The sequence below is a fragment of the Thermococcus paralvinellae genome, from assembly GCF_000517445.1.
In the GTDB taxonomy this organism is placed as follows: Archaea; Methanobacteriota_B; Thermococci; order Thermococcales; family Thermococcaceae; genus Thermococcus_B; species Thermococcus_B paralvinellae.
Genome location: NZ_CP006965.1, coordinates 1,195,111 through 1,219,590, shown reverse-complemented (window position 1 = coordinate 1,219,590; position 24,480 = coordinate 1,195,111). Strand labels below are relative to the sequence as shown.

The 24,480-nt window shown below is 40.0% G+C and carries 31 protein-coding genes; 17 read left to right on the top strand and 14 right to left on the bottom strand.

Annotated features, from left to right (window positions below):
• Window positions 1-103: 103 nt before the first annotated feature.
• On the top strand, window positions 104-844 hold the full coding sequence (locus TES1_RS06720; RefSeq protein ID WP_042681316.1) for a class I SAM-dependent methyltransferase: 741 nt from the start codon (window positions 104-106) through the stop codon (window positions 842-844).
• Window positions 845-946: 102 nt separating this feature from the next.
• Here TES1_RS06720 and TES1_RS11175 read toward each other — a convergent pair whose 3' ends face one another.
• Window positions 947-1,081 (bottom strand): hypothetical protein, encoded by a 135-nt coding sequence (locus tag TES1_RS11175; RefSeq protein WP_265100799.1) that lies wholly within the window; start codon window positions 1,079-1,081, stop codon window positions 947-949.
• A gap of 57 nt (window positions 1,082-1,138) precedes the next feature.
• Between TES1_RS11175 and TES1_RS06715 the strand changes: the two genes are divergently transcribed.
• Entirely contained in the window at window positions 1,139-1,957 is an 819-nt protein-coding gene (locus tag TES1_RS06715) for a GNAT family N-acetyltransferase (protein WP_042681314.1), read from the top strand.
• Here TES1_RS06715 and TES1_RS06710 read toward each other — a convergent pair.
• Entirely contained in the window at window positions 1,941-2,411 is a 471-nt protein-coding gene (locus tag TES1_RS06710; protein WP_227738469.1) for a metal-dependent hydrolase, read from the bottom strand. The two genes, TES1_RS06715 and TES1_RS06710, sit on opposite strands and share 17 nt — an antisense overlap.
• A gap of 264 nt (window positions 2,412-2,675) precedes the next feature.
• On the opposite strand from TES1_RS06710, the gene TES1_RS11120 reads away from it, so the two are divergent.
• Together TES1_RS11120 and TES1_RS11115 are read left to right on the top strand one after the other, a co-directional pair.
• A complete protein-coding gene (locus TES1_RS11120) occupies window positions 2,676-3,152 on the top strand; it encodes an MFS transporter (protein ID WP_227738468.1) in 477 nt (158 codons plus the stop codon).
• Window positions 3,125-3,667, top strand: coding sequence for a hypothetical protein (locus TES1_RS11115; protein WP_227738467.1), 543 nt, complete (start codon window positions 3,125-3,127; stop codon window positions 3,665-3,667). Before TES1_RS11120 ends, TES1_RS11115 begins: the two co-directional genes overlap by 28 nt.
• Here TES1_RS11115 and TES1_RS10735 read toward each other — a convergent pair.
• Complete coding sequence (locus TES1_RS10735; RefSeq protein ID WP_051408192.1) at window positions 3,664-4,386, bottom strand: GNAT family N-acetyltransferase; 723 nt, start codon at window positions 4,384-4,386, stop codon at window positions 3,664-3,666. The genes TES1_RS11115 and TES1_RS10735 overlap by 4 nt on opposite strands.
• A gap of 526 nt (window positions 4,387-4,912) precedes the next feature.
• On the opposite strand from TES1_RS10735, the gene TES1_RS06695 reads away from it, so the two are divergent.
• The 4 genes from TES1_RS06695 to TES1_RS06680 are packed head-to-tail and all read left to right on the top strand — an operon-like array spanning window position 4,913 to window position 8,110.
• Window positions 4,913-5,782 (top strand): hypothetical protein, encoded by an 870-nt coding sequence (locus TES1_RS06695; protein ID WP_042681313.1) that lies wholly within the window; start codon window positions 4,913-4,915, stop codon window positions 5,780-5,782.
• A gap of 5 nt (window positions 5,783-5,787) precedes the next feature.
• Window positions 5,788-6,423: a CPBP family intramembrane glutamic endopeptidase gene (locus TES1_RS06690; RefSeq protein WP_042682778.1), complete on the top strand. Its 636-nt coding sequence runs from the start codon at window positions 5,788-5,790 to the stop codon at window positions 6,421-6,423.
• 19 nt (window positions 6,424-6,442) lie between these two features.
• Window positions 6,443-6,913, top strand: coding sequence for a GNAT family N-acetyltransferase (locus TES1_RS06685; RefSeq protein ID WP_042681311.1), 471 nt, complete (start codon window positions 6,443-6,445; stop codon window positions 6,911-6,913).
• A 39-nt stretch (window positions 6,914-6,952) separates the two neighbouring features.
• On the top strand, window positions 6,953-8,110 hold the full coding sequence (locus TES1_RS06680; RefSeq protein WP_042681310.1) for an MFS transporter: 1,158 nt from the start codon (window positions 6,953-6,955) through the stop codon (window positions 8,108-8,110).
• A 3-nt stretch (window positions 8,111-8,113) separates the two neighbouring features.
• On the opposite strand, the gene TES1_RS06675 is transcribed toward TES1_RS06680, so the two are convergent.
• Together TES1_RS06675 and TES1_RS06670 are read right to left on the bottom strand one after the other, a co-directional pair.
• A complete protein-coding gene (locus TES1_RS06675) occupies window positions 8,114-8,677 on the bottom strand; it encodes a nicotinamide-nucleotide adenylyltransferase (protein ID WP_042681308.1) in 564 nt (187 codons plus the stop codon).
• Between the two features lie 16 nt (window positions 8,678-8,693).
• Window positions 8,694-9,458: an SAM hydrolase/SAM-dependent halogenase family protein gene (locus TES1_RS06670; protein WP_042681306.1), complete on the bottom strand. Its 765-nt coding sequence runs from the start codon at window positions 9,456-9,458 to the stop codon at window positions 8,694-8,696.
• Between the two features lie 59 nt (window positions 9,459-9,517).
• On the opposite strand from TES1_RS06670, the gene TES1_RS06665 reads away from it, so the two are divergent.
• From TES1_RS06665 to pgsA, 4 genes are read left to right on the top strand one after another with little or no spacing between them, the layout of a single operon-like run.
• Window positions 9,518-9,949, top strand: coding sequence for a RecB-family nuclease (locus TES1_RS06665; RefSeq protein ID WP_051408190.1), 432 nt, complete (start codon window positions 9,518-9,520; stop codon window positions 9,947-9,949).
• A gap of 56 nt (window positions 9,950-10,005) precedes the next feature.
• The gene (locus TES1_RS06660) at window positions 10,006-11,553 is read left to right on the top strand and encodes a transglutaminase-like domain-containing protein (protein WP_227738466.1); all 1,548 of its coding nucleotides are present in this window, start codon (window positions 10,006-10,008) and stop codon (window positions 11,551-11,553) included.
• On the top strand, window positions 11,550-12,089 hold the full coding sequence (locus TES1_RS06655) for a tRNA (cytidine(56)-2'-O)-methyltransferase (protein ID WP_042681302.1): 540 nt from the start codon (window positions 11,550-11,552) through the stop codon (window positions 12,087-12,089). Before TES1_RS06660 ends, TES1_RS06655 begins: the two co-directional genes overlap by 4 nt.
• Window positions 12,079-12,639: an archaetidylinositol phosphate synthase gene (pgsA, locus tag TES1_RS06650; RefSeq protein WP_042681301.1), complete on the top strand. Its 561-nt coding sequence runs from the start codon at window positions 12,079-12,081 to the stop codon at window positions 12,637-12,639. The genes TES1_RS06655 and pgsA overlap by 11 nt, the downstream gene beginning before the upstream one ends.
• Window positions 12,640-12,700: 61 nt before the next feature.
• On the opposite strand, the gene TES1_RS06645 is transcribed toward pgsA, so the two are convergent.
• On the bottom strand, window positions 12,701-13,405 hold the full coding sequence (locus TES1_RS06645; RefSeq protein ID WP_042681299.1) for a TIGR02253 family HAD-type hydrolase: 705 nt from the start codon (window positions 13,403-13,405) through the stop codon (window positions 12,701-12,703).
• Between the two features lie 206 nt (window positions 13,406-13,611).
• Here TES1_RS06645 and TES1_RS06640 point away from each other — a divergent pair, with 206 nt between their 5' ends.
• Window positions 13,612-13,899 (top strand): hypothetical protein, encoded by a 288-nt coding sequence (locus tag TES1_RS06640; RefSeq protein ID WP_042681297.1) that lies wholly within the window; start codon window positions 13,612-13,614, stop codon window positions 13,897-13,899.
• A gap of 87 nt (window positions 13,900-13,986) precedes the next feature.
• Window positions 13,987-14,271, top strand: coding sequence for an Lrp/AsnC ligand binding domain-containing protein (locus tag TES1_RS06635; protein WP_042681295.1), 285 nt, complete (start codon window positions 13,987-13,989; stop codon window positions 14,269-14,271).
• On the opposite strand, the gene TES1_RS06630 is transcribed toward TES1_RS06635, so the two are convergent.
• Window positions 14,268-14,840: an ASCH domain-containing protein gene (locus TES1_RS06630; RefSeq protein ID WP_042681293.1), complete on the bottom strand. Its 573-nt coding sequence runs from the start codon at window positions 14,838-14,840 to the stop codon at window positions 14,268-14,270. The genes TES1_RS06635 and TES1_RS06630 overlap by 4 nt on opposite strands.
• 1 nt (window position 14,841) lies before the next feature.
• Window positions 14,842-15,189, bottom strand: coding sequence for an ASCH domain-containing protein (locus TES1_RS06625; protein ID WP_042681291.1), 348 nt, complete (start codon window positions 15,187-15,189; stop codon window positions 14,842-14,844).
• 91 nt (window positions 15,190-15,280) lie between these two features.
• Between TES1_RS06625 and TES1_RS10975 the strand changes: the two genes are divergently transcribed.
• Both TES1_RS10975 and TES1_RS06620 read left to right on the top strand, forming a co-directional pair.
• Window positions 15,281-15,457 carry a hypothetical protein gene (locus TES1_RS10975; protein WP_158505956.1) on the top strand — a complete coding sequence of 59 codons (177 nt, stop codon included), beginning with the start codon at window positions 15,281-15,283 and terminating at the stop codon, window positions 15,455-15,457.
• A gap of 9 nt (window positions 15,458-15,466) precedes the next feature.
• Complete coding sequence (locus TES1_RS06620; protein ID WP_042681290.1) at window positions 15,467-16,675, top strand: A24 family peptidase C-terminal domain-containing protein; 1,209 nt, start codon at window positions 15,467-15,469, stop codon at window positions 16,673-16,675.
• 140 nt (window positions 16,676-16,815) lie between these two features.
• Here the strand turns inward: TES1_RS06620 and TES1_RS06615 are convergent, their stop codons facing one another.
• From TES1_RS06615 to TES1_RS06590, 6 genes are read right to left on the bottom strand one after another with little or no spacing between them, the layout of a single operon-like run.
• Window positions 16,816-17,469 (bottom strand): HAD-IB family phosphatase, encoded by a 654-nt coding sequence (locus TES1_RS06615; protein ID WP_042681288.1) that lies wholly within the window; start codon window positions 17,467-17,469, stop codon window positions 16,816-16,818.
• On the bottom strand, window positions 17,457-18,122 hold the full coding sequence (locus TES1_RS06610) for a protein-L-isoaspartate(D-aspartate) O-methyltransferase (RefSeq protein ID WP_042681286.1): 666 nt from the start codon (window positions 18,120-18,122) through the stop codon (window positions 17,457-17,459). Before TES1_RS06610 ends, TES1_RS06615 begins: the two co-directional genes overlap by 13 nt.
• A gap of 40 nt (window positions 18,123-18,162) precedes the next feature.
• Window positions 18,163-18,768, bottom strand: a complete 606-nt coding sequence (locus tag TES1_RS06605) for an HVO_0476 family zinc finger protein (RefSeq protein ID WP_042681284.1) — start codon at window positions 18,766-18,768, stop codon at window positions 18,163-18,165.
• Window positions 18,769-18,816: 48 nt separating this feature from the next.
• A complete protein-coding gene (locus TES1_RS06600) occupies window positions 18,817-19,749 on the bottom strand; it encodes a helix-turn-helix transcriptional regulator (protein WP_042681282.1) in 933 nt (310 codons plus the stop codon).
• The gene (locus tag TES1_RS06595) at window positions 19,701-21,593 is read right to left on the bottom strand and encodes a phosphoadenosine phosphosulfate reductase domain-containing protein (protein WP_042681280.1); all 1,893 of its coding nucleotides are present in this window, start codon (window positions 21,591-21,593) and stop codon (window positions 19,701-19,703) included. Before TES1_RS06595 ends, TES1_RS06600 begins: the two co-directional genes overlap by 49 nt.
• A gap of 33 nt (window positions 21,594-21,626) precedes the next feature.
• On the bottom strand, window positions 21,627-22,880 hold the full coding sequence (locus TES1_RS06590) for an amidohydrolase (protein ID WP_042681277.1): 1,254 nt from the start codon (window positions 22,878-22,880) through the stop codon (window positions 21,627-21,629).
• 259 nt (window positions 22,881-23,139) lie between these two features.
• Here TES1_RS06590 and asnS point away from each other — a divergent pair, with 259 nt between their 5' ends.
• Window positions 23,140-24,432, top strand: a complete 1,293-nt coding sequence (gene asnS, locus TES1_RS06585) for an asparagine--tRNA ligase (RefSeq protein ID WP_042681275.1) — start codon at window positions 23,140-23,142, stop codon at window positions 24,430-24,432.
• Window positions 24,433-24,480 lie beyond the last annotated feature (48 nt).

Genomic DNA, 24,480 nt, shown 5'->3' with positions numbered 1-24,480 from the left:
TCTGTGTGTCTAGGTATGAATAAGGAAAAACTGTAAAAATATTGGTTGATTATTTAGCAAGGAGGACTGTGGAAGTTGTGAATAGTTTAAGGGGGAATATAGGATGACCTTTAATATCGAGGAAGTCTTTGACGTTGATGACTACATGTACTTCTACTCAGAAAAGCTGACCGAGGAGAGAACGCAAAAGGAAGTCGAGTTTCTGGTAAAAGCTCTTGAATTGAAGGGGCCAAAGAGAATCCTTGATTTAGCCTGTGGCTTTGGGAGACATGCGATAAAGCTGGCAGAGTTAGGGCATGAAGTAGTTGGCGTTGACATAATGGAGGGTTTCCTAGAGATCGCAAGAAAGAAAGCAGAAGAACAAGGAGTAAGCGTTAAGTTCATGAAAGGGGACATGAGAGAAACAAACTTTAAAGAAGAATTTGACATAGTTTTGCTTCTCTACACATCATTTGGTTATTTTAGTGACGAGGAGAACTTTAAAGTATTGCAAAACGTTTACAAAGCCTTAAAGCCAAATGGACTTTTTTGCCTTGATGTTCCAAATAGAGATTTCGTAGTTAAGCATCTTTCTCCGTGCTCCGTGCTTGAGAAGGGTGGAAATTTGATGATTGACATGCCGAGCTTTGATATTCTAACTGGAAGGATGCACGTCAGAAGAATAATCATTCGAAATACCCAAAGAAGGGTTGTTGAGTACTCTTTAAGGATTTACACATACACAGAGCTAATGGAAATTCTCAAAAGAGCTGGCTTTAAGATAGAAAAGGTTTATGGGGGCTTTGATGGGAGGGAACTCTCACTAAAAGCGCCACGCATAATAGTGGTCGCACGAAAGACTTAAACTATTTGTGACTGCTCTCATTTTTTCTCTCCTCTAAAAACTTCTTCAGTATCTTCGCTTTTTTAATCCTTCCCAGCTTGAGATAGGCTTGATACTCATATTCTAAATCCAAAACTGGAATTTCCATACCTTTAATTTGTACAAAGCGTTTCTTCCAGTAACAACCCAGTTCACATCACTATCCTTTAACCGCTCATATAGCTTGCGGAGAACTTTAAGGTGAGTTTGGGAAATCATCTCAACACCTCAAAGCTTTATATCCTCGAAACTCATAAATAAGGTTTGGGGATAGAGATGGAGCCTCTTATTAGGGAAGCTAAACCAGAAGATAAGCCTTTTATTGGGGAGATAGCCCGCTTAACATGGGAAGGTGAGGACTACCTCGCTCGAGTTTTTGAGACCTGGTTAAAAGGTGGAAACTTCTACGTCCTTGAGCTGGAAGGAAAAGTTATCGGAACGGCAAAGCTTACAATCTTACCTGACAAAGTCGGCTGGCTTGAAGGTCTTAGAGTTCATCCTAACTACCAAAAGCGCGGCTTTGGGAGGATTCTTCATAATTTCATGCTTCACAAAGGAAAAGAGCTGGCAGAGAAAGGCGCTATAGATGCACTGGAGTTCTCAACCTATTTCCTCAACAAAGAGAGCATTGCTATGGCAAAGAAAGATGGGTTTAAGGTCGTAGAGCGATTTTATTATCTCCAAAAACCTCTCGGTGAAAAAATCGAGCCAAAGAGGACAAAAATTGAATCTTTAAGTGAGCTTGAGTACAGCGACTATATTCCATATGGCTGGAAGTTTCTGCATAAATGCAAAGAAAGTCTTGAGTGGCTGAACAAAAAGGCAGAAATTAGAGAATACAGTGGAGTTAAGTTCTCTTATGTCCCAATGCATGAAAATGAGCCCACATTTACACCTTTTAGGCTTTCTGCTGAGAGCATAGAGACCCTTTTGCCTGCGATGAGTTTTGAAGCAAGCAAAATTGGCTATGATAGCATTGATATAATGCTTCCTGAGGAGAGAAGAGACTTGATTGAACCCCTAAAAGAGCTTGGCTTTAAGAACTGGACTAACTTTAAGGAGCCTGACGTTTTAGTGTTCAGGAAGATGCTCTGATTTTTCTCAGCAAATATAAGGGCACTCCTAGCAAAAAAGCTCCTATGCAAAATCCGTAAACTTCGGAAGCAGAAAATACACCATAAAACGGATTCCAGCTCAGAGGAAAAAAGGGCTTTATGTCCGTGTAGATGAAAGAATCAAGAACTATATGAAGCCAAACTCCACTCAATGCTGTGATTCTAAGCTTTTTGATATTTATCTCTTTTCCCAAATGTTTGTAAAATTTTGCCATAACCTCCGCCAAAGCTAAGGCAACCAGAGAGCCTCCGATGAAGGTGTGGAAAAAGCCGTGAAGTGGATAGCCATAGCGTAAATCCAAATCAAAGCTCAGAACCAAGAAGGGTTCAAAGTCTATAATTACATTAGCAATCATGAAAGTTAAGAAATCCAAATACCCAAAGAGCGTTGCAAATAATAACGCTGACCCAAAATGGAAAGGTGTGAACGGCATATTTAAAGTTCTCCAGAAAATTTATAACTTTTATCTGAGGTAACTCCAAAAAGTAAAAGGAAGTTAATGGTGACTTCAATGAAATCTAAACTCTACACACTCCTACTGATCACAACTGTACTCAGAGTCATTGGAGATGCAATTGAAAGCATTGTCCTACCTTGGCATCTTCTTAACCAAACGAGTTCCTCCTGAGTGTTGCGGGTTATTCATTTGCTTCCATGCTTCCCTGGGTTATATTTCCTCCGTTGATGGGTCGCTTTCTTGATAAGACCGAGAAAAAAAGTTAGGCTCGCTTTTCTCGCATTGTTCATTCAGTCTTTCTTTGCTCTGACAATAATAAAGTTTGCCTCAAACATTTGGGCCTTTTACCTCTTAATTTCACTAATCTCGGCTCTTGATATTCTCCATAGATACTTCGGCTTTACGCTTATAGCTTCCATGACTTTTGAAGAATCTGAGCTTCAAAAGCTCAACGCAAAAGTACAAACTATCGGAGAGGTAACTTCTCTTCTTGGGTTCCCTGTTGTGGGCTATCTTGCTTACCTCTTTGGAGTTAGGCTCATGCTTTTGGATGCACTTCTTCTCTTAATTGGGGCCCTGCTTCTCATTCCATACATTAACATTCCAGTGAGACAGGAAAAACGATTGAAAAAGAAAGCAAATCAGTTCAATTTGAAATTTCTCGCAAAGTCATTTTTGCAGGAATTGCGTTGGTTCTGCTCTTCAACTTTGCAATAGCACCAGCAAGGATTTTTGTCTTTGGCACTCTCAAAAGTTTGACCAAAGGAGAAGTCATTTACGGTCTGCTGAACTCAGTTGGAACTTTAGGAAGCTTAGCTGGTGCTTCTGGAATAGCTCTCTTTGCCCACAAGCGTAAAATCGGAATCTCAAAACCCATCTTCATTGGAATGCTGCTTGAAAGCCTGGCGGTTCTGCTTTTAGGCTTGCCTTCGTTGGGTCTGCTCTTTGTCGGGATTTTGCTCCTGAACTTTGGAAGGCAGATTCTAAACATTTCCTTTGACAGCCTGTTTCAGAAGATAATCCCGCTTGAAAAGCTCGGCACTTACAGGGGAATTTTTGATGCATTGTCTACCCTTATAATTCCCTTATCACAGCTGACTTTTGCATGGTTGATTGAACATGGCGTTGATGTTTCAATGCTGGCTGTTGGAGTGTTTGGATTAGGTATTTTGAATGCAGTAGGCTTTTTCATCTTAATATATAGTGAGCAGAGAATTGAGAGATGCGCTTAAGTGAAAATCTTCTTCATCCACTCAACTTTACCGATTCTCTTAAACCCTTCTTCCTCTAAAATCTTCCAATCTTTCATCCAAACCTGAAGGAACATTCTTTTCCTGATTTTTCCAGCAAGACACTCAGCAACTTTTACAATTCTTCTGTTGAGCCTCTTCCCATAGATAACAGCATTTACACAGCTTCCTTCATCAATAAGAAGCATTGTAAAGTCCCCAAATCTAACTCGGGGAGCTTTTTTGTGGAGGTTCCAAAGGAAAAGACCGGAAGTATAAACGGCTGAAATGTTCGGAAACTTTGGAGGATTGTCATAATGGGACTCTACTTTTACATCGCATCCTTCAACATCCTTCATAACCTTCACTTGCCAGTCTTTAAATTCAAATCCATTTTTCTCATAAAATCTCATGGCATTCTTGTCTTCTGGAATGACGCTTAGTCCTTTCAGACCTCGTTTCTTTGCCCATTCCTCGGCGAATGCTAAAAGCTTTGAACCGATACCTTTGCCCCTATATCCCTCTTGAACCCAGAGAACATGGATGTGAGCTTTCCCATTGAATGGTAAAAGCTCAATTTCCCCTTTATCTTCGTAAAGAAATATGTCTCCACCAGAGTTCCTAATGGCTTTTAGGTAAATTTCAAAGTTCTCCCATGGAGGTTCTCCAGCGTGTATTTCTTCTAAAATATCCTCATCTTCAATTCTTGCCCTTCTTATCATCAAAAAAGCTTAAATCCAGCGCCTTAAAAATATTTGTTGATGATGGGAACCAAAATCAAAAAACGAATAAATAGACTGTCAAAAAAAGGTTGGGAAGGAGTTTAATGTTTCCTTTGAAGAACTTTACACATATTTAACTGCAGAGACCTATGAGGACGATAAATACACACCTGAGGACATTTTGTCAAATGAATACCTGCTGTTCCATGAACTAGTTGAAATTGAATGCCTCAAGAAGAAAGGCTTAGAAGTAATGTCAAATGTTATAGTCAAACCCTAAAACAGTTTATGAGTGCCATTTAAAAGCGCTCGAAGAGGAACTTAAGTTTGCTTTCAAAAAAGGAGATGTTGAGTGGATTAAAAAGAGGCTTAAAGACGCTGAGAGCTATCTTAATGATGAGTATCTGCCGAAGAGGTTGAGAGATGAAGTTGTAAGAATTCTTAAAGAATTTGCTCAATAGGCAAGCATAACCACATGCATGTGTAATTTTATAAACTTTGGAGCATTAAAACTGATGGTGGGTCTATGAGCAGGGAATACAAAATAGTACTAGCTGGGATTGTCATGCTTATCCTACTAATCCTCCCAATAGGAATGTATTCCAAAATTCAAGGCCTTGAACAGGAGATTTCTTACTACAAAAACCAGCAGAAACAGTTTACTGAGATTTTATGGGATGAATATGGTATGGATGTATATGCTGCTATTAACTATTTTAAGCAAACTAGTACAGAACTCTTTGAAAAATTGAGAAGCAAAAATGCTTTTATAACTGTTGAGTCCATTTCAGCTTGGAACTTAGACGCAAACTATGATGTCAAAACAAGGATTTTCTGGGTATGGCATAAAGACTATGTGAAACCAAAGGATAAAGACATCGTGTATATAAAACTTCAGGCGTATTACCGCAATAATTTAACGAAGCTCAGGAATTTTTGGATTGAGTACCGCGTTAATCATACATGCCATAAAGTTCTTGGAATTTCTGATTCAATGGTTCAGATGACTGTTTTGAGATACTACTATAGGAATCTTAGCAAAGAAATCGAAAAAATGCTGAACTTCAATATAAGCACAACAAGGGAATCCTGTGGAGAGCTGTTGGTGTTAACTCTTAAAAACAACATTTGGTTAAATGCCGAACTCGAGTGCATGAGCACTGAAAGGCAGTCGTTATGCTGGATTCTAATTGGAGAAGTTGATGACAAAACTGGCAAATTAAAGAAGATCATTGTTACAAAACCATTCGAGGGGAGCTGTGATAAGCGTGAGGAAGAGTACATCATGAAGATTTCAGCTAAACTAGAGCTTGAGAATATGGCCCTCGAAGATCTTGAAAACAAAATTCTTGAAATGACTGGTGGAAAGCTTATTGAAATAAATTTCGAGAGGTAATGGAAATGCTTGAGCTGATTACAGCTCTCGCCCTCTGGCTTTTTGTTTTAATCCCAAGCTTCATAATAGCTGGAGAAGTCTCAAAGAAAAAAGATGATCCGTTTATAATCGGAGTGGTAACACAGGCGAGCTTTTTCCTGCTATCAGTAGCTGTGATTTCCCTCATTGGAAACTTGAGTGAATACGGCTTCAGATTCAACTTGATGTACGTTCCAAAAGCCTTCTTTGTCGGGCTGCTCTTATCTGCAATCACAGCTCCAATAGCCTACAAGCTGGTTCAAAACTACAGACCAGACTTTTTACCAGACAGTACGTTTAAGATTGCCATTTTAATGCTTGTCCTCGCACCTCTCGGCGAAGAGACACTTTACAGAGGTCTCATTGAAGGTTATCTCCTTTGCCATACGAGTTTCTGGGTTGCGATAGTTTTCACAGCGATTATCTTTGGTCTCGTTCACATACTGGCTTTTCGTGATGCTCCCAAAGGATTCAGGATTTTCATTGTGTTGGATGCATTCTTAATGGGTCTTGTAGCTGGCTACTTCAGAGCCATCAGTGGTTCTTTGATTCTAGCCTATGCCTTTCACTCAGCGGCTAATTTGGTTGGAATGACTGGCTGGCTGTGGCTGGAAAGAAATTAAAACTTTAAGGGTGTTGGATATGATCATCAAATCTCTACAGACCGATGACGAAAGAAATGCATGTCTTGAAGTAGCCCGCAATTTGCCGGAATGGTTCAATGAAGCTGGACTCAGGGCTATTGAAGAGGATTTAAAAAGTGAGATCACATTCATAGCCCTCGATAAAGAAGTCCTTGGTTTCATAACTGTCAAGCCTCTTAAAGATAAAGCTCTTGAAATCCTCTGGATGGCGGTAAGAAGGGAACATAGAGGGAAGGGCATTGGTTCCAAGCTGTTGAACTTCATCGAGGGATGGGCAAAGGAGCATGGATTTGAAGTCCTCGTCGTCAAGACATCCGGCGACCTCTCATACAAGCCCTACGATGAAACGAGGAGGTTCTACGAAAAGAACGGCTTCGTGAGTGTCGCGCTCATCGATCCCTATCCCGAGTGGGGCGAGCCTGCACTGATATACGTGAAATGCCTAAAGGGAAAGGAAAAGGAGCATTAGGCTTATAAGTTCATTCTAAAAAGCTCATATGGTGTTTCTATGCGCTGGAGTGAAATCCCTAGAGATGCCAAAGCCTATATGATATATCATACAATCATCGCACCTCAGTTAATAGTGTGGATTCTCTTCCCGCTCTACCTCATGAAGACTGGTTATTCCATCCTTGAAGTCGGAGCGTTTTTTACAGCAGTTAATATCGTCTCAATTCCTCTGACTTATCTCTTCGGCAGGGCCTTCAACCGCTGGGATATTAAAAAGGGGCTAATTGCCATCGATTTTCTCGATGGTGTCGCTTACGTCCTTTATGGATTTGCCAAGGGGACAGTAGCCCCGCTTATGCTCTTTGCGGGTAGGATTGTTGAAAAGCTCTCCACGGTACTCTACCCCCTTTACAGAGCATATGAGCAGATAATATACCCTGAAGACAGATATGAAGAGATATTTGCCTGGCATCTCCGTTTGCCGGAAATTGCACGTTTAATAACCTTCCCGGTTCTCGGCTATCTCTTCGGCTATGTATTCCCAAAGCCGGAGCATTACCGCTTGGCATTCATCTTCTTCGGCTTGCTCTCTGCTTTCACAATTGCCTACATTTGGCTATTTCTTCCGTCTGTCGGAAAGGAGGAGAGAATAACCCCCGAAGGATTCACATTTAAGGTAGGGGAGTTCAAGCTTCTCCTGGCTTTTGAAGCTTTACTGACGCTCGCATGGGCCCTTGCCCCAGAGATAGTCCTCATCAACTATGTCGTCTTCGTGCTCAAGAAGACTGTCTTCGAGGTAACACTGATAGCCTGTGCGAGTAGTGTAGCCTCGATAATTGGAACCTACGCCAGCGAGAGGATTCCGAAGGAGAAGGGTTTCCAAGCAATTGGCTTGGGAATGTTGCTGAACGCCGTTTACGCCCTCGTCATGGCACTCTCCCCTCCGTTCTGGCTGGCACTCGCGGTTTACGCCCTGGGGGACTTTGGCAACACTTTCTGGTTCCCATTTTACCGCTCTTGGATGTTCAAGCTCATTCCAAAGGAAAAAGCAAGCGAGTTTCATGCAGCAATATCGAGCTACCGCAGGCTTATAGGTCTCTTTACACCCTTTGTGGCTGGAGCTTTGGCAAGCATCCACTCTACATTACCCTATGCGGCGAGCTTCCTTTTGTTCCTGATTGTTGGGGTGTTATTCATTAAGGTAAAGAAGAAGTAAACTTTAGAACTCAGGAATCCTAATCGGCGCCTGAAGCTCTTTCTCATTTTTTTCAAGATTTGTCGCCAGCATTCTTATTCTTTCAACGCCTTTTATTTCCTTAATATATTCGGCAACGCTCTTTGGAACAAGCTCTTCCCAAGGCTTGCCCTCGATCATTCTTTTTCTTATTTCTGTAGCCGAAAGGATGTCCTTTCTGAACATTGGCTGTACTATGACTTCATAACCTTTCTCACGGAAAAGCTGAGCCACTAACGAATTACCTGTAAACACCACATCAAATTTCGGAACCATACTGACCACATAAGTTGCCCAAATTGCATTGAAGTTTATATCTGGTAGAGGGATTAGATAATACTTTCTTTTAAATCCTGCCTCATCCAATGCTCTAATCAGCATTTCCATTCTTTCACTTGTTGTAAACGGATTTTTCAGGGTATGGCTTGCCTGCGCACTTCCTATACCTATTATCACTTCATCAACTTGGGAAAAAACGAATTCAAGTGCCTTTATATGTCCATTATGAACAGGCTGAAAGCGACCAACAAATAAACCGCGTTTTGGCATATAATCACCTCCAGAGTTACTCAAGCCTGACCTCCAGCTCATCACCAACCTTAACTCCCAAAACTTCAGCGGCTGAACCTTGATTGACAGCTATCTCAAGATAGTCGTGACTCCCTGGCAGAGCCAGAAGCTCACCTTTTTTAACCTGCCCATAAGTATCAAGATAGGGGATTTTAAGCCCTTTAACCTCAACGTATTTTGGTCTTTCGTAATTCTCTAAGTTGAGAATCACATTGCCAAAGTCATCTATGTAAATCACTTTCAAAATCCATTTCCCATCTATCTGCTTTGGCTCCAGATCGAGCTTTATTATCTCGTCCAAGCCGATTTCTTTCCCTAAGCGCGAAGGTTCATAACCCAAATCCAGCAGAGCTCCCGCTGGACCAAAGACGTCTCTTCCGTGAAAGGTTGAGCTGACTTTTCTCCCAATTATTGATTCCATCTTTTTGATGTCAATTTCATAAGCTGCCGTTGGATTTATGTGCTTCAATGGAAGAGTTGCCAAACCGTTATCTGGAACTACCAAAAATTGGTCTCCTTCAATTATCAGTGCCTTCCTCTCTGTGCCGACTCCCGGATCAATTACTCCAACGTGAATTGTGTTCTTTGGGTAATATTTAACAACTTGCTCCATCACAAAGGAGCCTTCAAGGATGCTGTGTCTTGTAATTGAGTGAGTAATATCAATAAGCATTGCTTTTGGATTTATACTTAAGATGGCTCCTTTCATCTCTCCAACATAAGGCCCTTTGATTCCGAAGTCTGTAGTTAGCGTAATCATTGCAACCACCTAAAGATTATTAAGGTTCAACCCTTTAAAGAGCCTTTGGGGGTGAGGGAATGATAATTGTTGTGTATCACAACATCAATGCAACAAGGAAGCTTGAGGAGTTTGCTAAAATAGCTTTTGGCTTTGATGTTGATCTATTAGTGATTTCAAAGCCTACTGGCACAGCAGCTCAGATGGGAGTGCCAGAGATACATAAGGAGGCATTCAAGAAAGGCAAAAATGTTTTAATTGTAGGAGATTTGCCCGATGCCATTGAGGTAGTCCAGCCTGACAAAATTTATACAATTACAAAGTTTGGAGAACCAGCTAATTGGGAAGAGCTAAGGGAGAATGTGAAAGAAATGAAGGTGATGTTTATCTTTGGTGGAACTGAACCGGGATTAAGCAAAAAAGAGATTGAGATGGGAACGCCAATTAACGTAAAGTGGGAGATTGGTGAGCTGGGGGAGTTAGCGATCCTGCTTCACGAACTGAAAAGGTGAGCTAATTGAAAAAATCTGCCTTCCTTTTGCTTTTGATAATTTTTGCATCGGGGTGTTTGATTAAGCAACCTGCTGTGGTTACTTTTGAGATTGATAGAACGGTTGTAAAAGCCGGAGGGACTTTTCATATAATTGTGACCATCAATAACACAGGGAAAGTTGCATTTATTGATGCAAATTTAATGATTAACAATCCAAATTTTAAGATTTTACAGACTCCTAGGTTTCCTGCTCCACTAAAGGTGGGCCAAAAAGTTGGGCTTGTGTGGATAGTAAAAGCTCCTGATAAACCTGGAGTGTACACAATAGGAGTACCTTTAGAGCTTGTTGATGAACTCCACAGGACATGGAAAGGATTCTACCATGAGTTTACCATAACTGTTGTTAAAGAGGAAAGTGAGATTCCATCTGGGGAACTTTATATGGATTTAAAAATGCCTGAATCAGTAAGCGGAGGAAGTCTTTTCAACATAACATTGGAATTAAGAAACATTGGAACCGCACCGATAGAAATAAGTGAAATTTCTCTGAATCTTCTTGATGGGTTGAAAATAGTTAATCAGGCAGAAATTCCCCAAAAGATAGATAGTAGAAAGTCATATCTCATGGTGTATCAAATAAAGGCTCCATATGAGTATCGTTCTGGATACGTCACCGTAGTTGTGAGCTATTTTGAAAACGACAAAGAAAAGAAGGAGATTAGAAGTAGATACTTGGAAATAACCTGGAGACCATGGCTTGCAAACAATGAAACGCTTAGGAAGGCATATGGAGATAAATATTATTGGATTGAGAACAGATACCTTGTGGATGAATATTGGGTTAAAAAGTTTAACTCTACCCCTTATGTCAATGTTGACATTCTAAGAGGTCATGCACTACCTCTTGTCCTTAAATCAAAATCCGAAGTGGAGGCAGGCGAACAAATATATACGTGGATTGTTAAGCATTATAAATTCGGGGATACTACAGCCTCTATTGATCCACAAAAGATACTCCAGCAAAACAAAATCAGCTATGCGGAAGGACAGCTCCTCTTTACAGCCATGATGAAGTCTGTTGGGATACCCTCAAGAATTGTGAGCCTTTACAACGGAACTGACTGTACTTTAAGACCGTTATCAGAGTTTTACTCTGGAGGAGAATGGTATGTTGTGGACTTTAGACATGGGTTTATTGGAAGTAGAGAAGAATACATAGCAACCCCATACTTCCCCAAGATTTACCAACTTCTAACCCAAGGGAACTACAAACTTGTTGCACAGGCCCCAGAAGAGTTAAAAGGACATGAGCATATTGATATTGGCCCTGATTATCTTGCAAATCTTAAGGACAAGCTGATGAAGGAAGTAGAAAAGAAGTTCAGCCCAATGCTTAGGCCAAAGCTTACATTGATGCTCAGTAGAATGAATGAAAATGAGCAAATTTTCACGTTGTTTATACTTGCTTCAGCCCCTGAAAAGGAATTGAATGAGATGTTTCTTAACTATGACTACAAAGACATTTCAAGGAGTATTAGGGCACTTTACGAGTTCTATAAGGATAAGCCTTGGCCAGATGACTTTAGAAAATATTGGTATATTCTCAGGGGGGTGTACAAGTGATAGTAGTACTCAGATTGGGGCACAGACCTGAGAGAGATAAAAGAATAACAACACATGTAGCTCTAACAGCAAGAGCTTTTGGAGCTGATGGAATAATAATTGCAGCTGATGAGGATGAGCATGTAAGGGAAAGTGTTGAAGACGTTGTAAAACGCTGGGGAGGGCCATTTTTCATAAGATTTGACCCTCACTGGAAAAAGATAATGCGTGAATGGGGGGGAAAGATAGTTCATCTCACGATGTATGGAATTCATATTGATGATGCACTGCCTAGAATCAAGGAAGAGTTAAAGTGTGGAGAAAATATCTTAGTTGTTGTAGGAGCAGAAAAAGTCCCAAGAGAAGTTTACGAGCTTGCTCATTACAACGTTGCAATTGGAAATCAACCTCACAGTGAGGTTGCAGCATTGGCAGTATTTTTAGACAGACTTTTAGATGGAGAAGGGTTAAGGAAAGAATTCAAAAATGCTAAACTTAAAATAATACCCCAAGAGAGAGGGAAGAGAGTGATAGAGGTCGAGGAAGATGCTCAATAAATACAGGCCAATTTTCAAAGGTTACTTGGAGGCAATCGTTAGGCCTCTAGCAAAAATCGGCCTAACTCCAAATCAGCTCACTGTTATTGGAATGCTGATATCACTATTAGCTGCTTACTTCTTTGCTATTGGAGAACAGAGATTAGCAGCATTAACTCTAATCTTTGGTTCGTTAATTGATGCCCTTGACGGTACTTTGGCAAGGCTAACCGGCAAAACTTCCCGTTTTGGAGCGTTTTTAGATTCAACAACTGATAGAGTTAGTGATGGAGCAGTTTTATTTGGAATTGCTTATGGTGGTTTGGTTGATTGGAAAATTGCGTTCATAGCTCTAATTGGGTCATATTTGGTAAGTTACGAAAGATGCAGAGCAGAACTTGCTGGAAGTGGAACTTTAGCTGTTGGTATTGCAGAGAGAGCTGAGAGACTGCTGATTTTAATAATTGCAGCACTCTTTAATAGAGTGGATGCGGGGGTTTACATTGTTGCAGTCTTAGCTTGGATTACAGCCTTTCAAAGGTTATGGGAGGCGAAGAAAAGGCTGAGTTGAAAAGAGAGGGATGATGACAATTTCGCTGGCTGAATTGTGACGAACCCTGCCGTTGCTGACCTCAGAGCTCAGATACTATGTCTAAAACTTCCCTTAAGTCGCTTATTATGAACTCACACTCTTCCCAAAGCTCTCTCTTTTCTCCTGTTTTATCAAGCAAGATGCTTATCATATCGACTTGTCTTGCACCAACGCAATCTTTGAGAGGATTATCTCCAACATAAACTGCTTCTTCTCCTTTAACTCCAGCTTTTTTAAGTGCAATTTCGAAAACTTTCGGATGTGGCTTAAAGAATCCTGCCTCTTCACTTGTTGTTATGCTGTCAAAGAGGTCAAGAATTCCCAATGCTTTTAAATGAGCTCTTAAATAGTCATTATCTGAGTCTGTAATAAGTCCAACGTGATAACCTCTTTTTCTAAGCTCTTTTAGAGTTTCAACGACTTCTGGATATAGTTTTCCATGAAGTTGGTGCATTTTCAAGTGGGTTTGCCAGAAATCTTCTGGAACTTTAAAGCCATGTTTTTGGGCAAGTTTTTCGAGAACTTCAATTTCTATGATGCGTATTGGCTTGTAGGGTCTTCCTGCCAGTTTGCTGAACTCTTCTTTTGTGAGATGCTCATACTCCTCCAAAAGCTGTTTTGCCTTAACCTCAACCTCTGCATCCGCATTCTTCAGAACTTCTTCCATGATTTTGAGATGAGTAACGGCTTCGCTCTCTTTGCTTAAGAGAGTCCCGACAAAATCAAAGAACACTGCCTTAATCATGAACACCACCGTGTTTATCTCTGATTTTTGAGTTAAAACCCTTTGTTGTTTATGGATTAAATATTTAAAATCTATGAAAAGGAAATGTTGTTGCATAAGTGACGGAAATTTATCAAAAAATTTTCTAATTTTTGGCGTTTTATCTGAAAAATTTGCAAAAAGAATTTATATATCTTTTACATCTGATAACTAAAAAGTCTTCGGGGGTGGTTGAACTCGAGGCCATACTGCTGGTCTGGGGAGTAAGGGATGAGGTGCTCAAAAAGCTCCCCGTAGAGGGATACTGGCTCTATGGAGAGTATGATTTCATAGCTAAGGTTGAATTTGCCGATGAAAATGAGCTTAAAGAATTCAGCTTAAGACTAACAAGACTTGTAGGAAGGGGAAAGTTCAAACTCTTCCCGGTTAAACTATCAAGTAGCACACTTAAAAACTCCGCTGAGAACTATCAGATTGATGGAATAATCGAGAACAACGTTTTTTATGTACTTTAAATCCTTATTTCGCAATTTTTCATCACTTAAAGTGAGCATAGGGTGTATAAATAGTTTTGAATTATAATTATTATGGAGGTGAGGAGTGTGAAGGTTATACTGTTCATAAGTGTGCTTGAGGAAAAAGTTAGCGAGATTGAAGAGCAATTATGGAAGAGAGGGCTAATAGAGGAAATTCATCAAATTAGAGGAGACCCAAATATAGTGGCAGTTGTGAACGTTGAAGACGAGGGGAGCTTAAGAGACTTTACTCTTGAAATTTCTCGAATGAAATGTGTGTACTCAGTAAGAATTTATCCAGTGGCGGAATATCATACAAAGGAGGAGCCAAAAGAGTACTGGAATTCAAGACAGCAGATATGGGTGTATTAAATTTTTGGTTCCATTAAACCTTTCTTTTTGAGCTCTTCATAAGCCTTTCTTAAGACTTCTCTGATTTTGTACCTCTTGTTCAACCCTCCAAGCTTATACGCAGCCTTTCTAAGGCTCCCTTCTTTCAGAAAGAGATTTAAAAGGGCAATTTCATCAAAGCTCAAGTTGTCGAGGTATTTGAGTGCCTTTTCTGCAATTTCGATTGGATTGTTCCCTTCATATGGAAAATCTGCTGAGAGAATGGGTTTATCTAGAACTTTGGTGAGTTCGAATTCGATTATTGTTGCTGGTGTCTCTGGGGTTATATGTTTATAATGTTCTTTCAAAGCTTTTGCCAGCTCTTCTTTGTCTCTAAATCCATCTAATTGGGCATCTTCATCAGTGAGCTCAGAAACTTTTTTTGTTTCAACTCTCTTTATCACGCCTTTTCCTAATACATATCCACCGGCATGTATCAGCACTTCATCGCCAGGCTTTAGATTTATTTTTCTTCCTAATCTTATAGTGGCTCTCTTTTTTCCGCTGAGTATCATATCCTTATAGCGTCCATCGAATTTTAAGTTCTTCATGTCATTCACCTTTTGTCTTTGGTTTCAGGAGGCGGAACTTAATGGCAATGACACCGTAGCGGTTTTCCTTCCATTTTGGATACATTTCATGAAATCTCTTTAAGGCTTTTTCAAAGCTTGGACTATCTGGAAATATCTTCTCAATTGGTTCCTCTCTGAGTACTTGTCTGAATGTTTCGTATTTCTTTACACTAATTACTTCAGCTGGAATGAGGTTATTGAAAAGTATTTTATCCTTCGCTTTGATGTCTCTTATTTGAGGATATGCTACCCTAACCTCAATTCTCTTTTTTCCGCTTTTTATCATTTCAAGATATTCGTCCCTAACGTAGAGTTTGTATACCCTCATAAATCCTCAAAGCTCTATATAAGCTCCCAACTTAAAAATGTGATGATTACTATTATGGAAAAATTAAAATATATTCAGCTGAGATATTCAAATGGTGAAATTAGTGAGAAAATCTCAAACTGCTTTGGAGTATCTTGTATTGGTTGCAGTTGCACTGCTCTTGGTTAGTATAACCCTTAGAATTGTTATTGTTAGTGTAAGGACCGTAAACACTGCAATCTCAAATTATACCAAGGAAATGCAGAAAAGGATAATAGAGGATTTGTGAGGTGAAATCATGGAGGAGGTTTTAATAATTCTCGGTGTTATTATGGGGATTTTAACATCATATACGGATATAAAAACTGGTTTTATTGATGACAGGCATGTTTCCTTACTCCTTGAGACATTTGAAAGATTGAGGGGAAGATCTTCTGAAGAATCAGACTTTGGATTGCTTTCTAAGATACCTGTTCCGGTGGTAGAGTTGGCAATCCTTTATTATATGTACCTTGGTATTAAATCAAATGATCCACTTTTGGCTCTTTCTGGATTGATAGGTTTTGGGGTTGGGCTTCTACTTGGCTACATTATGTATTTGATGGGTGGATGGGCAAGTGGAGATGTTGTAATTTTAGCTGGATATTCCGCTCTCTTTCCATATGCTTCAGAATTCGCTAAAATAAAAGCTCCCTATGCAGTTTACTATCCTTTACATGCTTTAACTCTCTTTTTTAACAGCATAGTTGGGATTTTTCCATTCCTCTTCATATATGCTCTTGGGAGCTTAATTGCCAAGAAAAAAACAGATAAGCTGAAAGCTGTTTTTACCGAAAATGTAATGCTTACCATTGAGCTAGCTCTCTGGATCATGGTTTCATTGGGACTATTTATAGCTTTACGGTATTATTTTAGTGTTGTATTGCATCCATTGGTTAGATGGGTTGGAACTTTAATTATATTAAGTATATTAGGAAAGTACAAAAAAGTGAGTAATGTGCTTGGGATTATTGCATTGGCTGTTTTTACTTATATCGCTGGATTTGTCCTTTTGCTATCTTTTGCAAAGCTTCTGCTTGTGTTATACATTTTCAAAGTCTTCTTCTCTATTGTTAAAGTCCTCAGGGAGGAAATTCTCATAGAGAAAAAATCTGTTGAAGAACTTAAGGAGTGGGATATTCCGGGAGAGTGGATTTACGAAAAGAACGGAGAAATTCTAAGAGACAGGGAAAGCTTTACTGATAAGTTCAAAAAAGCTTTAACTACTGCCGATTTAAGCCTCCTAAAGCCCAGTTATGAAGATGTCATAGTATCCCCAACTGCTGAAGGCTTAACAAAAGAACAAATAGAGAAACTCAAAAGGCTTGTTGAGGAAGGAAAGCTTGAAAACGAGTTTATCGTTAGGAAGGCGATGCCCTTTGCACCAGCGCTCTTTTTAGGATTCTTAATCTCTGTCCTTTATGGTGATCTATTTTGGTTATTGCTCCAAAAGATGAGTGGGCTTTAGATTTTTAAACTGTCATTACTAATGCTTTACCGGTAGGCCCAGCTCCCGCCCTCTCCGCGGAGCAGTGAAGCGGGGGTTCCGGCTGGGCCTACACAGGGATGATGAGCTTTTGCTTTACTGAAGAGTGATGAGCACGCCCTTCACTGACCTCTTTTCTCTAAAATTCTCTTGATGATTTCTTTCACTTCCTTCAAATCCTTTGCAACATAATCACCTTCAACACCTTCGTGGGGATTTATCGCTATGCTGACATCAGCCACTTTGAACATCGCAATGTCGTTATGCCCATCTCCAACAGCTATTGTTAATGAAGGCTTGAGCTCTTCTTTTAACTTTGCTAAAATTTCTCCTTTATTCTGGAAATCAACCCTTGCAATGACTTTTCCTGTTACTCTACCTTCTTCATCAAAAATGAGCTCATTTGCAAACACATAATCTGCGTTAAGCTCATCTGCAACCCTTTTTGCGAGACACATTAAACCCCCACTGATTATGGCAATTTTAAAGTTGTTCTCTCTCAAAAATTGAAAAAGTTCTTCAACGCCTTCCATGTATTCAACAGAATTTGCCCACTCCAGTATTTCCTCTCTCTTACGACCTTTCCAGAGGGAAGCATCTAAATCTGCCCACGTTTGATAATCAAACTCCCCCCTAAAAAATCTCTCAGCATATTCTTTCCCCTTATCCCAAGTACCAAAGCGCTTGTGCAGTTCTACCCAGCTGGACTTTGATTTTACCAATGTCCCCTCTAGGTCAAAGGCTATTAATTTAATCCCCAATCTTATTCCCTCCATCCATGCTCTCCAATTAACGGAACAAACGCGACTCCACCATGATTTATTATTTTTGTTTTTCCTTTTTCATCAAGCTTTATTACCTCATACAGCTCTTGCCATAGATGGTAATTTCCAACGGGTATTATCAGCTTTCCACCAACTTTCAGCTGTTCTATCAAGGGTTCTGGAACTTTTGGAGCACCTGCTGTGACTATGATTCTGTCATATGGGGCTTTGGGAGGAAATCCCTTAGTTCCATCTCCTAAAATTACATGAACCTTATCTTTGTAACCGGCTCTCTCCAAGTTTCTCTTTGCAAACTCTACTAACTCAGGAATTCGCTCAATTGTGTAAACATCTCTCTTGACAAGCTCATAAATTAAAGCAGCATTCCATCCGCTTCCAGTGCCAATTTCAAGAACATTCATACCTTCTTTTAGGTCAGCAAGCTCAAGCATTATTGCTACCATGTGAGGGGCACTAATAGTTTGTCCTGCAGGAATGGGTAAAGGTTCATCAACATGGGCATAGTGTCTGTATCTTTCGGAAACAAATTTATATCTAGGAACATTCAAAAAAGCCTTTTTAACACGCTCACTTTTAATTATCCTATTCTTTTCAAGCTGTCTAACAAGCCTTACCCATCTCTCATAAAGTTCTTTCTCATTCATAGCCCTCACAAAAAAGAATTTAGGGAGGAAGTATTTTAGCTTATCCCTCCACACTCTCATAGCCTCTGTAAATCTTGAGCTTTCTGCTTGCCCTTGCCCTTATCTGATGTCCCATCAGTCTTACTATTTTATCGGCCTTTGCTTTTCCGTGTGTGAGCATTTTTCTCTCTGTTTTTATCTTTTCAACTTTAAAAGTATACCCTCCAACTTCAAGGACTTCTCCGACGACAAACTCCTCATTTCTGTCCACTTGAACTTTGAACGACTGTGTAATTCCCTTGGGCAGGTAAATTGAGACGCCAATGACTTTTGGATACCTTAGGCTTTCTCCCCAGAGCGTTTTAACTTCGCTCACCTTCGCTTTGTTCACTCTTTTATTTTCCTCAAGCTCTATGCCTGTGATTCTAACTTCATCGTTTTCAATCTCCACTATGTCTCCAATTTTAATCTCTTCATCTTCTGGGAGTTCCGCTTCAACTTTAAAGCTTCTCTCGTGCTTGCTAACAATGAGAGGAATCTTCACAAGCTTTGGCAAAGTGAGTATCCAGACGTTGCCGCAGTCAAGACACTTAAGTGTAACTTCTCTTCCTCTCTCTTTAATCACTTCAACATTTTCGCTCCCACATTCTGGACATTCAAACTCCATCTTCTTCACCTCGCAGTTTTATGAGCTAATTTCCATAGTTTATAAACCTTAGCTTTCTTTGAGCTTAACGAGATAGCTTCTCCCTTCTTTAACACGCTCAATTAGTCCCTTTTTCTCCATATCTTTTAGAAGAAGGCTGACTTTTGCTTTGGAGACACCGAGCCTCTTAACGAGTTCACTCTGCAAAACCGGTCCGTTTTTCAGAAGCTCAATAATCTTTTCTTCATCACTTCTGAGTATCTCCACTTTCTCTTTGCCTCTTCTCTCCTTATACAGCATCCCTGCAAAGAATCCTCCCGCAAATGCAGATACAAATATTACGACAAGCCACAGAGGGGAGAAGCCCTTGATTTCTCCAGAGAAACCAACGATAAAATAGAACTCCTCTCCAGCTTTGATGTTCTCTCTCTTCCATTCCAGCACGAGCCTGTTCTCTGAGCTTTCTACCATGTCTGGAGAGGGAATTACTGGTGAGAGAATTGCATATCCTTTTGGAACAAACAGCCTGACGTAGAATACACCTACAGGTTGGCTGAATTTTATGTAGTATGCAAACTGCTTTTTATTTTGGACATTCTGCAGCATTCCCGAGGAGTAGAAGCTTATTCTGATTTCAACTCTGTCTCCTGGATGCACTATAGGAAATTTCACATACACGGCATTAATCCCGCCAACTATTTTGCTCACGCTTACATTTACAACCTTCATTTCTCCATTAATTTTCACGATTGCGTCGGGATTTTCTATTGGATAGTCCGAGTAGAACACGTATCTGCTGAAATTCGTATTTGCAGTTAAGCTGATTTCAATAGTCTCTTTTACAGTGTTGTCGTTGATTATGTCAAAATAAATTGAGTAGCTCTCTATGTTGTAATCATACTCTTCTTGGGAAAAAGCAAGTGGAAGAAGGAAAATGAGGGCTAATATTATGATTAAAGCTGGCTTCCTTCCCTTGGATTTTTGATTTTTAACAGGGGACATACTTCCATACACTCCCTACAGTGGATGCATTTTGTATAATCAACGACAATTTTTCTCGTCTTTGGATTTATGCTCAGCGCATTTTCTGGACATCTCCCGACACAAACTCCGCAGCCAACACATTCATAAGCTCTTTTGATGAGATAATATGCTTGAATACCTTCCCTTTTATCTGAGACGAATATTCCCTCTTCTTTGAAAACTATTTCACCAACCTTTATGTAATTTTCTCCTATTTCAACTTCACCAAGAATGGGAGCGACTTCTTTAATCCTCTTCAAGTTTATTGCTGTATTGAGCTTTACTAAGTATCCATCCTCATGCTCTTCAATGGAATATCTTACTGGTTCCCAGACTCTCTTCTCTGGAAGCTCAATTCCAAGTTGTTCCGCCAGCTTCTTCTGTCCTCTGCTGAGTTGTCTCCATCTCCAGAATCCATAGGTTATCCATTCTTTAGGAAGATCAAGACGCTTCCTCCATTTTTCGAGCTCTTTTTCCCACTTATCCCATAACTCTGGTTTCTCTTCTTTGAGGGTGTAAATCTCAGCTAAAGACGAGCTGGGACATAGGAAACAACCAATTCTATCTAACCTTTTTTCATAGAGCGGATTGTACTTCAGTTTCCTTGAGAAAATGTAGAGCCACACCTCGAGGGCATTCCAGTGGAATATTGGGGAAGCACCTATTTCATTAGGCACCCAAGGATTTCTCCAAATTCTCGGTTGCTTGTACCTCTGGATGCTTTCATATTTTCTCTGTCCCACAAACATCAGGACACCCTGAGGATAGTGCTCTTTTATTGTCAGTGTTATGGGACCAAGCTTTGTAACCTTACAGCACCAGCGGTAATCTCTTCCAGGCGGAGAAAAGACATTTATAGCATGCCAGAAAGCATCTTTGGCATCGGCAACTATAAACTCAATGTCTTTGTCTTTAAGGTCTTTCTTCATATCCTCAATGTACTGCAGAGTTTCAGGGAATTCTATCCCTGTATTGTTGAAGAAAATTGTAAATCCATCTCCAAATTCTTCAAGCATTAATCCTAGAACAGCCAAGCTGTCTTTGCCCCCAGAAAATGCAACAGCCATTGGGAGCTTTATCTTCTCAGCAGTTTTTCTTATAAACTCTCTTGCTTCTTTAACCCTTTCTTCAAGCGCTGATTTGTTAGCTCTGATCACATCATCAATGGTGGCATTTTTCCCTTCTCTATAATTAACACTTCTTTGGTGCCTCGTTTTAATGCCTGTTCCTCTCTCTTTTGGATTTATAAGCTGTTCATAGTCTTTCTTCGCTATTCCCGTAGCAATTACTTCTCCACTTTCACTTACAATTATGACGTCGTCTCCTATCTTAATTGAAGGATCTGCCTCAATTATGCCCACAGGCAGAACATTTGCACCTTTCTTTATTGGCTCCACAGCTCCTTCATCCACAATGACCCATTTTCTCATATTCTTTCCAAAGCGTTTCCAAAGTGCAATCGCTCCTTCAACCTTAAGCCCTGGCTTCCATTTAAGTTCTAGCGGGTCAAAGCGGAGCCATCCAAAAATGTAACCATCAAGTATTATCTCGTAGATATCATCCTCTCCTGGGATTTTATTGAGAAGAACTATCTTTTCATTAATTATCTCGCCAATATCAACGTTATAGTGCTTTTTAAACTCCCTCCTGATGAACTCCAAATCTTTTTCAAAAGCAAATCTAACATCTGCAGGTGGAGTTAAGTTTAACTTGAAAATTCTCTCTTTTCCGTGAATATCACACTTCTCGCTGATTAGAGGAACATTGCACTCTTCACACCAGTGAATGTAAGCTTTCCCCAAAAATACTGGGCCTCTTCTCATATTCTCACCTGAAAGTAGAGGAGGAGAAGGGGTTTATAATATTTCGGCTGAAATTTCATAGTCAAATTTTTTGAATTTGGGAAAGTATCCCTGATCATAAATCAATTTCCCATTAACAAAGACTTTCTCAACATCGCTTCCCTTGGCGGAGTAAACCAGATGTGAAAGCAGATTTGTCTTTGGAGTGAAGTGTAGCTTATTGATGTTAATCAGCACTAAATCTGCTAGATATTCCTTCTCTATTAAACCTGCTTTTATTTTCAAAGCTTTTGCACCTCCCACTGTTGCCCAGTAGAACACATCTTTTGCTGAAGCCTTGGTGGGGTCTTGAGATTTAACTTTATTCAGTATTGCTGCAAATTTCATCTCTTGAATCATGTCGAGGGAATTATTTGAAACCGCACAATCGTTTCCAATTGCAATGTTGCCCCCTGTTTCCCATAAACTAATTATTGGTGCGACACTCCCTTCGAGTTTTGCCAAACTGACTGCACAATGCACTAACGTTGCTCCACTTTTCGCATAAAGCTTAACCTCTTCATTACTTAGGTAGACACCATGAACGCCAATAAAGTTCTCATTTAAGACTCCAGCTTTCTTGAGGTATTCCACTGGCAAGACTTTTTCTCTCTTTTTGACTCTCAAAACTTCTTCCCTGCTTTGAGAAACGTGCATGTGGATTAACGTCTTTTCTTCTTCAGAAAATTCTTTGATTTCTTTTAAGAGCTCAAGAGAAACCGTATCGGTAGCATGTGGGGCTAATACTGGTTTAACAATCTCATCTCTGTCTTTCCATCTCTTGAAAAACTTAAACCCCTCCTCTGGTTCTGCAATTGGAAATTCAACTAAATCCATCATAGTCTGCCCAATGAACGCTCTAATGCCAAGCTTTTGGGATGCTTTAGCTATTTCATCTGCAAAGAAGTAATGATCATTGATTACTGTTGAGCCATTGGCAATAGCCTCCGCGATTCCAATAAGAGCCCATTTATAGATTTCTTCTGGTGTCCACTCCTTTTCCATGGGCCAAATAACTTCATTCAGCCACTTATCGAGAGGTAAGTCGTCTCCAATCCCTCTGAATTTTGTCATTGCTACATGTGTGTGGGCATTAATGAGTCCTGGAATTAAAAGATAGTGTTCTCCGCCAAAAATTTCATCAACATCGTATTCTTTAAGCTTATCTTTTGGAACAACGTCATAGATTTTATTATCTTCCACTAAAACTGCCATGTTTTCCCTTATTCCATTAACATCCAGAATGTACTTTGAAATTATTGCCTTCATACTCCCACCTCCAGCGGGGAAAGTAATTTCAGCTAATAGATTATTAAAGCTTTTTGTCATTTTGTCAATTAGGATGGCAAATGATTTAAATAATGATTACCTGAAGAAAACTCGATGCACAATGCCAATGCTAATTGAACTTAGACTGAAAGTTAAAGCGTTAGCACTGTGGATAAATTGATGGTAACTTTTCTTCACTAGGCATGGTTAGTTTAATAAACCCTCAATTTAACTTTCAAAAAGTTGTGAGGTGATGGTGATGATTGACAAGATTTACTGTGCTCAAGTTAAACCTGAAATGGAAGGACAAAGGGTTAAATTGGCTGGTTGGGTGTATAGAAAGAGGGAAATTAAGGATAAGGTGTTTATAGTCCTTAGGGATTCAAGCGGAATTATTCAGACTGTATTTAAAGAAGAACTTAGCAAAGAGGCTTATGAGACTGCAAAGAAAACTGGAATAGAGTCAAGTGTAATAATTGAAGGTATTGTTAAGCAAGATAAGAGGGCTCCAGGTGGAGTTGAAATTCAGGCAGATAAAATTGAAGTCATTCAAAACGTCGAATTTTTCCCAATAACCAAGGACGCAAGTCCAGAATTTCTCCTGGATGTAAGGCATCTTCACCTTAGATCTCCAAAAGTAGCGGCAATAATGAAAGTTAAGGCAACTCTAATTCAAGCTGCAAGAGAATGGCTCCTTCAAGACGGCTGGTATGAAGTATTTCCACCAATCTTGGTTACAGGGGCAGTTGAAGGTGGGGCTACTTTATTTAAGCTCAAGTACTTTGACAAAACTGCTTACTTAAGCCAATCAGCCCAGCTTTATCTTGAAGCAGCGATATTTGGTCTTGAAAAAGTTTGGTCTCTAACGCCGAGCTTCAGAGCAGAGAAGAGCAGAACAAGGAGGCACTTAACAGAGTTCTGGCACCTCGAGCTTGAGGCTGCATGGATGGATCTCTGGGACATCATGAAGGTTGAGGAAGAGCTTGTTAGCTATATGGTTCAGAGAACTTTAGAGCGGAGGCGATCAGAAATAGAAATGTATAGGAAAGATCTCACAACACTGAAGAACACAGAGCCACCATTCCCAAGGATAAGTTACGATGAGGCAATTGATATACTTCAAAGCAAAGGCGTTAGTATAGAGTGGGGCGAAGACATGGGTGCAGATGAAGAGAGAGTTTTGACAGAGGAATTCGACAGGCCATTCTTTGTTTATGGATATCCAAAGCACATCAAGGCATTCTATATGAAAGAAGATCCAAGTGACCCAAGAAAGGTCTTAGCGGCTGATATGCTTGCGCCTGAGGGATATGGTGAAATAATTGGTGGTTCACAGAGAGAAGACGATTACGACAAGCTTGTACAACGTATTTTAGAGGAGGGCATGGATCCAAAGGACTACGAGTGGTATCTTGACCTCAGAAAATACGGAAGCGTTCCGCACAGCGGCTTTGGGCTTGGTGTAGAAAGAATCGTTGCATGGATTCTCAATCTTGACCACGTTAGATGGGCAACCTTGTTCCCAAGAACTCCAACTAGATTGTATCCATGAGCTTTCTCTCTTTCTTTTAACTACCGCAATCTTTATAAACACCTTTCT